Source organism: Succinimonas sp., assembly GCF_045225735.1.
GTDB lineage: Bacteria > Pseudomonadota > Gammaproteobacteria > Enterobacterales > Succinivibrionaceae > Succinimonas.
Window position 1 is genome coordinate 1 of the sequence record NZ_JBGVBR010000413.1, and the last position, 13,818, is coordinate 13,818.

Here is a 13,818-nt window from a genome sequence, read left to right on the forward strand (position 1 = left end):
TGGCTTTGTCTTATCTATGAGATTCTCCAAAAAGAGTTCCACGGTGTTAAAAACCCGGTCATCGGCCACGCCTCCCGAAACCGCGTCATAGTCAGAAGTATCAGTTCCCCTGCGGCATGCCATCACGAAATCAAGCCAGTCCCCGGAATACGCTGCGAAACGGAGCAGCTTCAGTTTTGCAAAAGCTTCATCGTCAGGAATGTACCGGAAACAATGCCGTCTTTGCCGCGCCTTTTAAATCTCTGACAGCAGTTTTTGGCCTGATCGTACAGCGGCGTGAGATAAAAACCTCTCCCGAAATCCGTATTTGCCCGGGCATGAAGAAGATCCGGGTTAGCCACGGCTGTGTAGGATCCATGATGCAAAATCACGCTTTAAGCTCTCCCGCTTTAATCCCCCGCTCTCTCATAACCTCAAAAATGTCATTTACAATGTACTCCCGCCCCTGGGTATGGAGAACGTCATAGAAGGGAATAATGTAATCCGTGAGGATGCTGCTTTCCCTGTTCAGGGGCTGATAAAATCTCCGGAGGATTCCGGCGCAGGGCAAGGGCGATGCTCTCAACGCAAAATACGGCAAATTCCAGCTCTTCCTTGGTTTTTATGATCTCATCTCCTGTCATGCAGTTTCCCTCATTCTTTCAGTTACCGCTATTCTCCCCGTCCCCACGGGGCAATACCCTGATCAAGGCCTTATTAAATCTCATTTATCCTGCTGTCTGCCGCAAAACCCTGTGCCCCGGGAAGGTTCTTCATAATGGTATCCTTAACCAGACTGGCCAGAGCCTGATTGCAGGCGGGGGTGTAGGCCCGGGGGAGAGCAAAATACACCGGCCGATCCTTCCTCAGGAACAGCGGCAGCGCATCAGCCTTTACCACCTGATCAGGCAGACCGTCGTAATTAAGCCAGTGGATGAGCTGCGGCTCATGGGGGAGGATCGCATTGGGCAGAAAGAACACCACAATGTCATTCTTTTCCAGTTTTGTCTTAGCGAGAAGCTCCAGAGCCCGGTTCCAGTCATCCCAGATAACGTTGGCATAGTTCACCACCCGGTAGGGCAGGGGCAGGATTTTCTGGAGGTACGAGGCAATGGTTTCGTCATCGCCGGCTCCGGCTCCGTAAACAAGGCAGTTCCCCATGAGGTAAACCGTGCCCTGATACTCCGCGGGGGCGCCGACGGTTTTCCGGAAGCCGTTTTCCACATTGAAGTATTTCCCGCGGCAGTCCTTGAGAACCTGCCGGCCGTCCTTTTCCGTAACTCCGGGACTTTTAATGGTTTCCATAAGCTTGGGAATATCGGCATTTCTGATATAGTCCGCAAAGGGCTCCAGCTTCTTCTGCCGGAGAAGCTGCCAGGCCTGGGTATTGGACATATTGAGATGCCGGCGCTCTGAAAGCAGGGTGGTCTCCTGATATTTCATCGCTTCGGAAAAAGGAAAGAAACCGCCGGTTCTCACCCCGATAACCAGATTGTCCGGCATTTTCGGGAAAAAGGTTCTGGTCATCAGCGCGGACAGGATGTAATCCAGGAAGCAGCAGCGTTCCCTGTTTCGGAAAAAAATGCGATCAAGATGGCGGCCGAAGATCTGTTTTCTGACTTTGAGCAGCCTGTTTACGTACGGGCGCATATAGTTAACGGAAGCAATCAGCAGAATGTCTCTTGCTGTTTTCAGTCTCAGGATATGGTTGATGTCGCAAACCTTATAAGTGCGGGACGGCTCCTGCACGTATACCGAGGAGATGCTGTCGGTGGAAAACACCCGGTCTATGGTTATTCCGGACATGCCGAGATTGGTCAGAAGGGCTTTGCCCACATCCTTGTCATCAAAAAAGACGCTGATCCGCGCAATCCCGCGTTCCTTGAAGTACTGCCCGACGCTCACGCCGCTGGCGGAGAGTTCCGTAAGCTGCTCGGTAAACCGGGCGTGTATTGCCGCGTCTCCGGTGTTATCCTTCCAGAACTGATCAATGCTGTTAATGCAGAAATCATAATTCGGGGCCTTGGGATCAATATATTCCATGTAGTTAAATGCGGAGTAGTTAATCCTCCCGGAGTCAAAGGAACAAAGCCGGCGTCTTCGGAAAATATTCCCGATTTTCCAGTCCCGCCGGATCTCGGCCTTCACATGATAAACACCGGGATTAGTCACGTTCATGGAGAAGCGGCTCTCCCTCCCGTTTATTCGGCAGATCTCATAGCGGTTGCAGAAAACCCGGAAGGCAAAGCTCACCCCGGCAAGCCCGGCGCAGTTTACGGCAAAATGAAGCTCGGAATTTCTGATATAAAAGGCGCAGCTGATGTCATAATCCTTTACGGGGATTCTGCGGGTAATGGCATTGGCCGGCAGCGGCGCCTCCGGAGCGGCGGCTGAAGCGGAGTCGGGTTCGGCAGCGGTTTTCTGCCCTTTGATCTGACTTATCAGATCCCTGGCGCAGGCATAGCCGATAGCCCGGTTGTAGTGATTGGCCATGGTTTCAAAGAAATCGGACTCGTGCCGGGCATATTTTCTGATGTCAATAAGGCTGACATTGTCATTTTCCCGGGCCAGTCTTTCCGCGGTCTTATTGGAGCTGATCCGGTTCTGGTAATCGCCGTCCCGGCCCCTGATTTCAAAAACCACCTCCGGAGATGTCAGAATAAAGATTCTGGTCTTGTTTCTGAGCCGCTCCGCCAAAAGGGAGATTTCGCGATAGAGATCAGCGCAGGAGATCCGTTCCGGGATCCAGCCGGCGTCCAAATCATCGGCTTCTGAGGAATAGAAAAAGCGCTCTGGGTTATCCCTGCTGGTGTATTTAAAGGCTTCGAGTTCGTTAATGAAGGATATCAGAAGATAATCCGCCTTTCCGGCCAGAAGAGAACTGTCAAAGGTATTCAGGTTAAGGGTATTGGTCTGGCTGAGATACTCTTTGAGAACCGCGGGATCCGTCCGGAACATCACCCCGAGATTGCATACCGGCGGCATGGGGAATATCAGGTTAAAAACGGCGTTTTCAAATTCATGCTCCAGGTAGGCCCAGATCGGTCTCAGGGGACAGTATCCGTATACCAGGAGGCGTCCGGGAAGCTTCCCGGCTTTGGCATTATCTCCGGCTTTAACACCTGCAGCGTCCCCGGCATCCCCCGAGGCGTTTATCCAGGAGATCACCTCTCCCTTGTTAAGCTTAGAGGCCACCTCCCCGACTACCGCGATATCCGGCCAGCCGAGCTTTTCATATACGTACTGCTCCACTCCCATGCCCAGAATCCGGCAGGAAAACACAAACTGGAGCAGCTTGCCGTCTTTGAGAGCATAACAGCCGACGATGCCGTGATCCCCGTACTTGTCGGTAACATGCACTTCTCCGCTTCTGATGGCCGGATCCGTGAAAATCTTCCTTACCTCATCTGCGCTGATGCGATCCTTGGTGAAGTTAAGCTGGTTATTCCGGTGGATCATTTCATGGATTCTGCTGAGATCCAGATCCTTCTCAATGAGCTCAGCTTTGATTTCAGACTGCCGGAGAAACTCATCGTTCGAGGAGGAGCTCTTTCTTTCCGCGGTCTTGGTTTCGAGAATCCGATACTGCTTAAGCCGGGAATGGGAGGCATCGTCCTTGCCCCGGAAGGCGGCCTCCTCCGCTTTAATGAGCGCGGCAAATTCCGCGGGAGCGGCGACATTGAGATCCGGACTGATGAATTTAGCCTCATTAAGATTGCTGAGGTTGTCATCCACAAAAAGGCAGTTCGCCGGCCGGAGGTTCATGTCCCGGATAATGGCGGCCACCCGCTGCCCCTTGGGAGACCAGTCAACGGAGGGAAACACGAATAAGTCCCAGACCGCTTCAAACCTGGCGCTTTGAAGTTCGGCGCGGGCTTTATTAAAATCATTTTTGGAGCAGATGGAATTAACAATGCCGCGGTCTGTCAGCTCTTTAACGAGCCTGATGTTTTCGGGAAGGGGAGAAACCGCTCCGTCTGACAGAGTGCCCCTCCAGAAGGTTTCATCCAGATCCCAGATCACTAATTTAACAGTTTCCATAGCCAGACCTTTAAACAAACGGCTCCGCTTTACCGGCTCTCTCCGGTTTTCGCGCTCGAAAATGATCTCACAGATTATAACGATAACGCCGGTTTTTGGGAAAAGAGAAATGGCAAAGGAAGGGGGGCGCCAGGGAGCAAATAAAGGGGGCAAAGCAGGGAGCATCAGCTACTCCGGCGGAGTTCGGCCCCGTTTTTTGAAACATATCAGAAAGTCAGCCGCCGGGTCTGTTCGCATAGTGATCTGAGACCTAATTTTAATAATCTCTTTTCAGCGTTCTCCCGGAAAAGTGATAGAACGTAAATTTGGTTATGCAATCCGGAGCTCCGCTAAGCCCGGTTTTCGGGAGGGGCTTTCCGGACTGTTCTTTAATTTCGGGCAAGGAATATACTTAATATGATGAAGTTCAATGTTAATGCCAGGGTTCTGGCCGCATTCGCAGCCGCATTTGTCTGCGGCGCCGCTCCGGTATACAGCGCTCCGGAAAATCAGTCCTGCGATACCGCTAACCGGGAAGTGATTAATCAGGTATCTCTGCTGCAGGGGCTTACCTTCGGCGATTACAACGGCACCGTGCCAATTGGGCAGCTCAAGAAGCTGGGGGATATCGGCATCGGCACCTTTGACCGGCTGAACGGCGAGCTTATCATGCTGGACGGCGTGGTTTACCGGGCCAATCATGAAGGCAAAACCGCCGCAGTGCCGGATGACGAGACCGTGCCCTTCGCCAATGTTACCTTCCTGGATGCGGATGAATCCTTCGAGCTCAGCGGGATAAAGGACATCGGAGTTCTTAAGGAGGAGCTGAATAAGAAGGTTAAGGCCTCGGGAAGCAATCATTTTTACATGGTGCGGATCGAAGGAACCTTCGCCAAGATCGGCTTCAGAAGCGAATACGCTCAGAAAAAGCCCTATAAGCCTCTGGCCAAGGTGCTGGAAACCGATCAGACCTTCTTTGAACGCGAGAAAGTCACGGGAACGATTGTAGGATTGTACTGCCCTGATTATATGAGCAGCCTTAATGCCGTGGGCTGGCACTTCCATTTCATCACCGATGACAAAAAGTCCGGCGGCCATGTGTTTGAGGTTAACTCTGACAAGCTGAACGTTAAGATGGATCGCACCGACGGCTTTGCCATGGTGCTTCCTGACAATGAAATGTTTAACGGCTTCGATCTTACCGTGGATCAGAGCGCTGACATCAAGAAGGTTGAAACCGGGGAGAAGTGATTTGTCCGGGACCGGATCTGACGGCGAAAGGTCAGTCCCCCGGCGGCGGTAACAGCCTTGCAGTAACGAAATAACCGCGGATTTAAGCATGATTGCATAAGTCTGCGGTCTTTTTTTGCCGGTATCAGACTTCCCTGATGGACAGTTCTCCGTAGGTCAGCATCACCGCATAGCGACGGAGATCCGGGAGGTTTTTCAGGGTATCATCCGTTACATAGAAATCAAGCTGCTCCGTCGCTGCCCGGAAGAGCTTTTCCCGTACCTTGGTCTTGGTTTCCTCCCGGGCCGGGACATCCTGAGCGTACTTAACCTCAAAGATGTAGCTGGGGCCGCTCCCCCTGATGTTTTCGGCAACAAGATCCGCTCTCCCGGCCCGGATATTTATGCGGTATTCGGAAGAACCCGCGCTGGCATTTGCGGTATCGGGTTCCGGAGAGTCCCGCATGACATAAGCTCCGTTATGTCTGATGGCATATTCCCGGGTGAGACGGAAGGAGGAACCGGTGTTCATGGTAAGCGCGGTATACATGGCCAGTACCACCTGGGCTTCTCCCAGTTTGACATTGTCGGTGTTTACAAACCCCGGAGCCACGGCGCGGAGGAAGGCCGCCATGACGGCGGAGTCATTGGCCCGGGCCATGCCTCGCAGATCAAAGGTGCTGTCAAACAGAGACCAGGAGACCTTCTGCTTGTCAAACCAGTATTTTGAGAAAAGCATTTTGCAGTGCTCATTGGGTACTCTGAGATAATCCCAGTCATCATCGCGGTCATCGGTAAACGCCTGGATCTCATCCTTTGAAGCCAGGGTAAAGAAGCCCAGATGATACAGAATGGCAAGTCCTTCGTCCTTGGTCAGGGTTTCATGCTCCGCAGCCAGCTTTACCGTTCCGGGGGTCTTGTACGGAATAATGCGGCCTCTCAGAATGGCATTAACGACAGCGCCGCGTTCCTGCGGGTTTATGAGATCCAGATATCCAGTCAATTTAACATAGTCAACATCATTGGCGGACATGACGCTGAAAGGCGGGATGCTTTCAAATTCATTATCCCTGAGCTCGCTGAGAAAACTGAGACACATGGCGGAATTGTATACATTCTCCTTGGCGGTTCTGGAAAAGCGATACCCGTCAAAACGGAGCTTCATTATTTGCTGCAGCTTTTCAGGATAATAAGAACATTTCTCAAAATCAACAGACTCCCTGATGAGCTCCAGAACCTCGCTGTCAGTGAAGCCGGCCAGACTGTTCAGCTCCGGTTTAAAGGAAAGCTTGGCGGAGGTGAAACCGGAGACGGCCGTATCCATGGTAACGGGAAGCACTCCGGTGATAAAAATTTTTTCAATGACCTTGGACTGCTGGTAATTGCGGAGCGTACCGTAAAAGGATCCCAGTTCTCCTTCCTTGCGGGCAATGGCGGCGAACATCTGGGGATCCCGGCATAGAATATCATTGGTAAAATTGTCGTATTCGTCAATGATAATCATTAATCTGAAGGCTTGTTTTCTGGAAATGAATCTTTCCAGAAAATTATCGATGATTTTAGCAGGGGAGGTGAAATATTTCCTGTCATCATAGAATTTACTAATATTGTCTATGGAATCCTGAATGTTTTCGGATTTTAAATCTGCCGGAATCAGTTCCGGGTATAAACAATAAAAATCGCAAATGCCATTTGCTATTCTTTTCATGAAAAAATTCATGGTGTCTTCAATCCCTCCGATTGTTCGGATGCCAGAACAGTCGAGTTTGAGCACGGCATAGGAACTTTTGCGGGGAGTGGGGTGATCTGCAATCCAGGTGTTTCGGAAGAGTTCATCAGCTTCCTTCTCAAGAGCTTTGTCGTAGTAGTAACGCAGGATCTCAGTGAACATGGTTTTACCAAAGCGCCTGGGCCGCAGGAACAGTGATACCCGGGATCCGGTACGTTCATATTTATCGATGAATGCGGTCTTGTCAATGTAAATATAATTATCTCTGATAATGCTTTGAAAGTCTGAGAATGAATCAGGTATTAGTTTCATAATACATCCTTTGATTATTTCTGAGGCTGAGTTTTCTGAACTTAAAAATTACCGGGGCGGCAATTTAAAGAGAGAAGTTTCCCGCAGTGTTCACTGCGTATCTTTATCCGCTCACTCTTGCTGCTTGCTTTTACCCCTTGCTCTTGCCCTGCTTATTATTGTTTTTTTTTCAGAGAGGTCAGCTGCCACGCCCCCAGATCCTGATTAAAGGATTCCGCTCCGGCAAACATATCTTCAATAGTTTCGGCTTTGCTGAGATTCCAGCTCCCGAGAGGCTGGTTGAACAGGCGGGCATCCCGGAACATGGCATCCAGCCTTACAGCTGATGAGGTATCCCAGTCATTCAGGGGCTGGTTGAAGGACACGGCGCCGGAGAACATGCTGCTCAGATATTTTACCGAGGAGGTATGCCACCTTCCCAGAGGCTGGTTGAAATTTTCCGCATCATGAAACATGTCGTTCATATTCACCACCTGGGAGGTATCCCAGTTTTCCAGCGGCTGATTAAAAGCCCTGGCCCCATAAAACATGAGCTGCATTGAGGTCACCCGGGAGGTATTCCAGCTCCCCACGGGCTGATTGAAGCTTTCTGCTCTGGCAAACATGGCCTCCATGTTTTCAGCAGAGGAGGTGTCCCAGCTTTCCGGAGACTGGTTAAAGGCATAAGCATCCGCGAACATATAGCTCATGTCGGTAACCTGAGAGGTGTTCCAGGATGCCAGCGGCTGATTGAAGCGCTCGGCGTGTTTGAACATGGCATTCATATTGGAAACATTGGAGGTATCCCAGTTCTCAAGGGGCTGATTGAAAGCCTCGGCATGATCGAACATCATCTTCATGGACTTTACCCGGGAGGTGTTCCAGCTGTTCAGAGGCTGATTGAATTTCACGGCATGGCTGAACAACCCCGTCATGTCGGTTACTCCTGAGGTATTCCATCCGTCCACGGGCTGGTTGAAGCGCACCGCTTTGTAAAACATCATGGACATATCCGTGACGCTCCCGGTATCCCAGCTCCCGATGGGCCGGTTAAAGGAACTGCAGTCCCAGAACATGCCGGCAAAGCTTTGCACGCGGGAGGTATTCCAGTTTTCCAGGGGCTGATTGAAGGATCTGGCGCCGTTAAAGAGATGTTCCATATGCTTCACTTTGCCGGTATTCCAGCTGTTCAGGGGCTGGTTAAATCTTTCCGCCCCGCAGAAAAGAGCCTTCATGCTGGTAACGTTGGAGGTATTCCATTTTCCTATAGGCTGATTGAAGCGGCGGGCATTGAGAAAGAGCTCCTTCATGTTTTTAACTTTGGAGGTGTCCCAGCCCTTCAGCGGCTGATTGAACTCTGTGGCATCGCGGAACATGGACTCCATGTTTGTGACGGAGCCGGTATTCCAGTTTCCGATGGGGTGATTAAAAAATCTGGCGTTCTGGAACATGCCCTTCATGCTTTTAACATTTGCGGTGTCCCAGGACTCAATGCCGGAAAAATCCCAGCGAACCGAATCCTTAAAAAGCCTTTCCATGGAGGTAATCTGAGAGGTGTCGATATCTCCCAGAGCCACCTTCGGATCCGATACCAGAGTCTTAAGCTCCTCAAGAGTGGCGGGATGATGCTTTGCTGTCATGAATAACCTCCTTCAGAAGCCTGCGGGACAACGTAAACCGCATGTTAAAAAAACTGCCTGTCCGAAAGCAGCATGTCCAAAAACTGCATAGCCAAAAACTGCATAGCCAAAAACTGCATAGCCGTTCCCGAAAAAAATCAGTTCCAGAAAAGTCCTGATGTCAGAGCTACGTAAGACTTCCGGAAATGTCCGCTAAACAGTGATGATCCTGCAGTTAAGCCCGGTCTTTTCCTTAACCTCTGCCATAAACGCTTCCTGAATATCCGGCGCCGCAGGGGATGCCTTTAGCTGCACCTCTTTATTTACCGGCATATAGGAAGGATTCTTCTTGAGAACGAGGCCGGCTCGTTCGGCCGCGGCGGCGGCAATGGCCAGCACCAGATTCTGCATTACGGTTTCGCTGGTGACCAGACGCCACCCGGTATGCTGCGACAAGACTTTGATTCTGTCGGCATAGCGCCAGCCGACTTCGCCGGTGATAAAGGAAAGCTCGATGTATTTTCCGGCATGATCGTTTTTAATCCCCGCCTTCTGAAGGGGAATGTTTTCCCGGTCGCAGAAGCTTCGGATACAGGAAAACGCCTCGTTCTGCTCCATGGGCTTTCCGGTTCTCGGGGGCGCGAAGTTCTCAGCCGGCAGGGCGGCAGGGGCGGGAGATTTTCCGGCAGGGGCTTTTCCGGAGGAACCGGGAGACAAATGAAGATTCCATCCGGTTTCGGTCTGAAACTTTTCCTTAAGGCTGTGATCGGATTTTTTAAGGCCGGAAATAGTAACCTGGTAGCTCTTATTATTTTCAAAATAACTGACCTTCTCAATCCGGCCTTCAAAGAGAGATTGCAGGAGCTGCTGCATGGCGGTGTGGTTGGTGCCGGGATGGATGGAGACTGTCCATTGGGTCTCCTCGGCAAAGCATTCCGCGGCGGCTTCGAACTCGTCCAGGTTTACTGCATCGGGGAAGGTAAACCGCAGCACCACCTTTTTTTCTTCGGGATAAACCCCGGCTTTTTTATAGCCCAGGAAGGAGAAGTGCTTTGCCGTGAGCTCGGTAACCGTCTGCAGGTTAAGTTCACGGGGCGCTCTGGCAGCTGCTATTTCCTGCTCCGTGGCGGGGTGAAACAGGAAGAAATGGAGATCGTCCGAAGCAAAACAGACGGAATCCAGCAGCATTTTCTGCCACCTGGTAATTTCAGCGGGGTCTGATATGGTTTTGCCGTGCCAGATTTCCATGAGCTGGAGGGCCTTAAACTGCCGCTCGGGATAATGCTCCCTGACAAAAAGACGTAGCTTTTCCAGACCGGCTTCATCAGGGGCATCGGTTTCATTCATAACCTGGGGCCAGCTGAAGCTGGTCTGCTTCCGGGTAACCCGGTAGGAAATATCCTTGACGTCTCCGCAGCGGGGGAGGTGGATGCCCCGGAGATGCTCTCCGGTGATGAGCCGGGCCAGGGCCGGCATGGCTTCCGGATCTCCGTGCACCAGAAACACATCCCGGGGACTCAGTCTGGTGAGAAGGCCGAGGATTTCCTCCTGGTCTCCGTGGGCTGAAAGCCCCACCTTGCAGACCTGGGCCTTTACCGGAATACTGCGTCCCGCAAGAACAAAGCTTACCGGCTCGGCAGCGGGATCCTGACTTCCGGATGCTGCCTGTTCCGCTGCCTCGGCCAGCTTCAGGAGCGCCCGGCCCGGAGCTTCTTCGTCCTGGTAACCGGTAATGATAACCAGGCCGTCCTCCCGGGGGATGATCTTTTCCGCATAAAGAACGCTGGGGCCGCCGCTGAGCATGCCGGAGCTCGCGACAAACACGGCCGGCCCCTTCTGCTCCAGAAGCTCATTGCGATCCGCGGAGGGGAGCACTGCCTTCACCTCGGCGGAATAGAAGGGATCGTAGCCTTTGATAATGTTGCGGGCCAGCTTGCTTTTCAGGCAGGCGGGAAACTGGCGGTAGACCCGGCAGATTTCCCGCACCATGCCGTCCACGTAAACCGGAACCTGCGGTATGAGGCCGCGGTTCATGCCGGAGCGGAGAAGCAGGATTACCTCCTGAGCGCGGCCCAGAGCAAAGCTGGGGATCAGCACCTTTTTGCCCGCGGAGACCGCATCTGCCACCAGCTGAATCAGGCGGTTTTCCTCCACCTGCCGGTTGGAATGGAGGCGATCGCCGTAGGTGGTTTCCACGATGCACAGATCGGGACGGAGCTTCGGAATGCGGATCCCTTCGATGGTCTGCTGCGAGAACGCCGCAAAATCTCCGGAATAGAACACCGTGCCATCCGGGGTTTTCAGGTAAACGCAGGCGGCTCCGGCGATATGCCCGGCCTGATAGAACACAAAGGAGATGCCCGGGAGTATTTCCTTTTCGGCTTCTTCCGGCAGGGGAACAATACGTTCCATCATGGCGGCCACGTCAGCTTCGCCGTAGAGCGGGATCTCCTCCTCCCTCATGGACATGATTTTCAGGGAATCCTGCAGGAGAACCCGGGTCAGCTCCATGGTCATGGGGGTCATATAAATCGGGATATTGGGATAGGCCCGTGAAATCAGAGGCAGGGATCCGATGTGGTCCATGTGGGCATGACTGATGATGATGGCATCAATGCCGCCCATTTCCTGTATCAGTCTGAAATTAGGCAGGGGATCCTTGCTGCCCCCCTGACGGATCCCGGAATCAAGCAGGATTCCTCTGTCTCCGATCCGAATGCAGATACAGCTTCCGCCTACTTCCTGGGCCCCGCCGGCAAATCCGAGTTTCATCAGTATTGTTCTCTTTATCTGTAAGACAATTAATCCGGCAGCATGAATCTTACTGATCTGCCGTAACCATGCCTGAGCCGGGAACAGGCGGCAGGGATTGATTCGGTTCCCGTCTGCAGCGGCATTCTCTGCTCTCAAGGCCGTTTTATTATACCGTAGTTTCCCAAATCGCTCCGCTGCGGATAGAATGTAAGAGCATGCCGGGAATGCGGGAATGCAGGGCCGGCGCCATCTTATCAGGCAGGTATTCTGGCGGATTACGGGAATTCAGCGTCAAAAGCTGCATCCGCCCCAAAAATCCGCATACGGCGCATGAGGTAAAAACGCTGCGGGTGCTGTAAAACCACGGTAAGCCAAAGACCTGCTCAAAGCTTTGCGCCTTTGCTTTTTTGGTCAGATTGCCGTTTTTGGGCCAGATTGAACGCAGTCAAAATTCATAATTAACGGCAAAACTCATAACTAAACGGCGCGGAAACTCATAACGGAATCGGGAGCTTTTGAAGTGGACAGGGAAATCTTTTCTTTTGTTATCTACATGATACATGCCTGCGCTAATAAATGGGGAAAGCTCCCTTCCGAAGTTTACAGCATGCTGAGCAAAACGGATTGCATTAACGGTTTTCTAGTTAAACACTATGATGTCCTTCATACCCAGAGCACAGAATATGTCGTAAATGATATTTCGGAGTATTTGCGGGTCAGAGGAGTGAAAGTGTGATTGTCTATCATGGCGGTCTGGAAATTATCAAAAAACCGGATGTCGCGCATTCTTATCGGCGTTTAGATTTTGGCAAGGGGTTTTATGTTACCACCGTCAGGGTTCAGGCTGAGAAGTGGGTGCGAAGAAAAGCCGATATACTGGACAGGGATTTTGCCATAGTAAATCAAATCAATATGCTTTATGCGAGAACTTTGGCGATTTTAAGGTTAAGACCTTTCAGGAAGATCTCGGGGACTGGATTGATTTTGTCTGTGCCTGCCGGGACGGCAAAACTGCATATGCGCAATATGACATTATTATCGGCAGAGTTGCCGATGATAAAGTTTTCAGAGTTGTGGATATGTATCATCAGGGCATCTGGGATCGGGAGAGGGCATTAAAGGAGATAAAGGTTTATAAGGCTTATGACCAGATATGTTTCGTTTCTCAGTCTGCGATTGATGAACTATTGCATTTTGAAGCTGCCTATGAGGTTTGCTAATGGACGATAAAGCGCTGGAACAGCTGTATCAGGAGAATCTTGAAGAGCGGCTGATTGCATACATTGCCGAACAAAATGACATTTCCCTGGAAGAAGCGATGTCGGTTTATTACAGAAGCAGACTTTCAAATAAAATTCATCAGGGAATCGAAGACATCCAGTACCTTGATTATACGGTGCTGGCTGATATTTTAAAAAAGACCGAACCGGAATTATCCTAAGATCAAAAGAAATTTGTGCATACAGCAACAACCACATGTGACTATGTGATTATTTATGTGCACGGCCCCCAATATCATCGATTGCACAGAATTATTGCTGTTGTTCCAAAGACTTAATATTCTGTTCGTACTCAGCCAGTGCTTCACTCTTCGCCTTTTCCAGAGTCTCTTTGGCCAGATCCAGAGTTTCTTCGCAGGCTTTTTTGGCGGTGTCAATCATATCGGTTATCTTTGCCATCACACTGTCACAATCCCTGGTGTCGCATTCTTCACGTTTATAGCTCTTTCGCAGTTTTCCAAGCTTTTCTTTGGCCGTTTTCAGAGCATTGTCACGAGTTTCAAGAGCCTTTTCTTTGGCTTTGAGATATTTCTTCTCCGCTCTTGCCACAGCCTTATCCTTCCTGTCTTCAGCGCGTTTCCTCAGGGTGTCATTTTTTCCCTTTTCCTGAGCGGCGAGCTTTTCTTCAGGAGATAAGGGGGCGGTGTTTTTTCCGGTATTGCGTTTTGTGCGAAGCGTTACCGGAATTCGGCTCATGGGGATGCCTTCCAGTATCTCCCGGCGCAGGTCTTCTATTTCGAGATGGCCGGGAAGGGAATATCCAAGTTTTTCAAGAGCTTCCCGCACATCAACATTCGGAGTTTTCAGTTCCAGCAGGGTATCTGACCGAAAGCATTCCCAGCTGTCAAGGCAGACATTCAGCCCGGACATGGTCATATGGGCAGGCGCAACTCTCTTTCTGTAGGCACGGTATATT

10 protein-coding genes and 2 pseudogenes are annotated in these 13,818 nt (G+C 51.2%); 5 read left to right on the plus strand and 7 right to left on the minus strand.

The window, feature by feature from the left end; translation table 11 throughout:
- From ACJROR_RS14430 to ACJROR_RS14440, 3 genes and pseudogenes are all read right to left on the minus strand, one after another.
- Positions 1 to 371, minus strand: a pseudogene (locus tag ACJROR_RS14430) (DUF3990 domain-containing protein); the annotation flags it as partial.
- Positions 368 to 580 (minus strand): DUF3791 domain-containing protein, encoded by a 213-nt coding sequence (locus tag ACJROR_RS14435; protein WP_406547708.1) that lies wholly within the window; start codon positions 578 to 580, stop codon positions 368 to 370. The pseudogene ACJROR_RS14430 and the gene ACJROR_RS14435, both read right to left, overlap by 4 nt.
- A 116-nt stretch (positions 581 to 696) precedes the next feature.
- Positions 697 to 4,020 carry an HAD-IIIC family phosphatase gene (locus ACJROR_RS14440; RefSeq protein WP_406547709.1) on the minus strand — a complete coding sequence of 1,108 codons (3,324 nt, stop codon included), beginning with the start codon at positions 4,018 to 4,020 and terminating at the stop codon, positions 697 to 699.
- A 396-nt stretch (positions 4,021 to 4,416) separates the two neighbouring features.
- Here ACJROR_RS14440 and budA point away from each other — a divergent pair, with 396 nt between their 5' ends.
- Positions 4,417 to 5,250 (plus strand): acetolactate decarboxylase, encoded by an 834-nt coding sequence (gene budA / locus ACJROR_RS14445; RefSeq protein ID WP_406547710.1) that lies wholly within the window; start codon positions 4,417 to 4,419, stop codon positions 5,248 to 5,250.
- Positions 5,251 to 5,374: 124 nt separating this feature from the next.
- On the opposite strand, the gene ACJROR_RS14450 is transcribed toward budA, so the two are convergent.
- The 3 genes from ACJROR_RS14450 to ACJROR_RS14460 all read right to left on the minus strand — a co-directional run bounded on the left by ACJROR_RS14450 (position 5,375) and on the right by ACJROR_RS14460 (position 11,640).
- Positions 5,375 to 7,270: an AAA family ATPase gene (locus ACJROR_RS14450; RefSeq protein ID WP_406547711.1), complete on the minus strand. Its 1,896-nt coding sequence runs from the start codon at positions 7,268 to 7,270 to the stop codon at positions 5,375 to 5,377.
- 155 nt (positions 7,271 to 7,425) lie between these two features.
- On the minus strand, positions 7,426 to 8,889 hold the full coding sequence (locus ACJROR_RS14455; protein ID WP_406547712.1) for a BspA family leucine-rich repeat surface protein: 1,464 nt from the start codon (positions 8,887 to 8,889) through the stop codon (positions 7,426 to 7,428).
- A 192-nt stretch (positions 8,890 to 9,081) separates the two neighbouring features.
- Positions 9,082 to 11,640, minus strand: coding sequence for an MBL fold metallo-hydrolase (locus ACJROR_RS14460; protein ID WP_406547713.1), 2,559 nt, complete (start codon positions 11,638 to 11,640; stop codon positions 9,082 to 9,084).
- Positions 11,641 to 12,175: 535 nt separating this feature from the next.
- Here ACJROR_RS14460 and ACJROR_RS14465 point away from each other — a divergent pair.
- From ACJROR_RS14465 to ACJROR_RS14480, 4 genes and pseudogenes are all read left to right on the plus strand, one after another.
- Positions 12,176 to 12,358, plus strand: coding sequence for a DUF3791 domain-containing protein (locus tag ACJROR_RS14465; RefSeq protein ID WP_406547717.1), 183 nt, complete (start codon positions 12,176 to 12,178; stop codon positions 12,356 to 12,358).
- Positions 12,355 to 12,453 (plus strand): annotated as a pseudogene (locus ACJROR_RS14470) (DUF3990 domain-containing protein); the annotation flags it as partial. The gene ACJROR_RS14465 and the pseudogene ACJROR_RS14470, both read left to right, overlap by 4 nt.
- A gap of 20 nt (positions 12,454 to 12,473) precedes the next feature.
- Positions 12,474 to 12,842 (plus strand): DUF3990 domain-containing protein, encoded by a 369-nt coding sequence (locus ACJROR_RS14475; RefSeq protein WP_406547714.1) that lies wholly within the window; start codon positions 12,474 to 12,476, stop codon positions 12,840 to 12,842.
- Complete coding sequence (locus ACJROR_RS14480; protein WP_406547715.1) at positions 12,842 to 13,063, plus strand: hypothetical protein; 222 nt, start codon at positions 12,842 to 12,844, stop codon at positions 13,061 to 13,063. The genes ACJROR_RS14475 and ACJROR_RS14480 overlap by 1 nt, the downstream gene beginning before the upstream one ends.
- A gap of 91 nt (positions 13,064 to 13,154) precedes the next feature.
- Here the strand turns inward: ACJROR_RS14480 and ACJROR_RS14485 are convergent.
- Positions 13,155 to 13,818: hypothetical protein (locus ACJROR_RS14485; protein ID WP_406547716.1), on the minus strand; the 664-nt coding region annotated here is incomplete at its 5' end.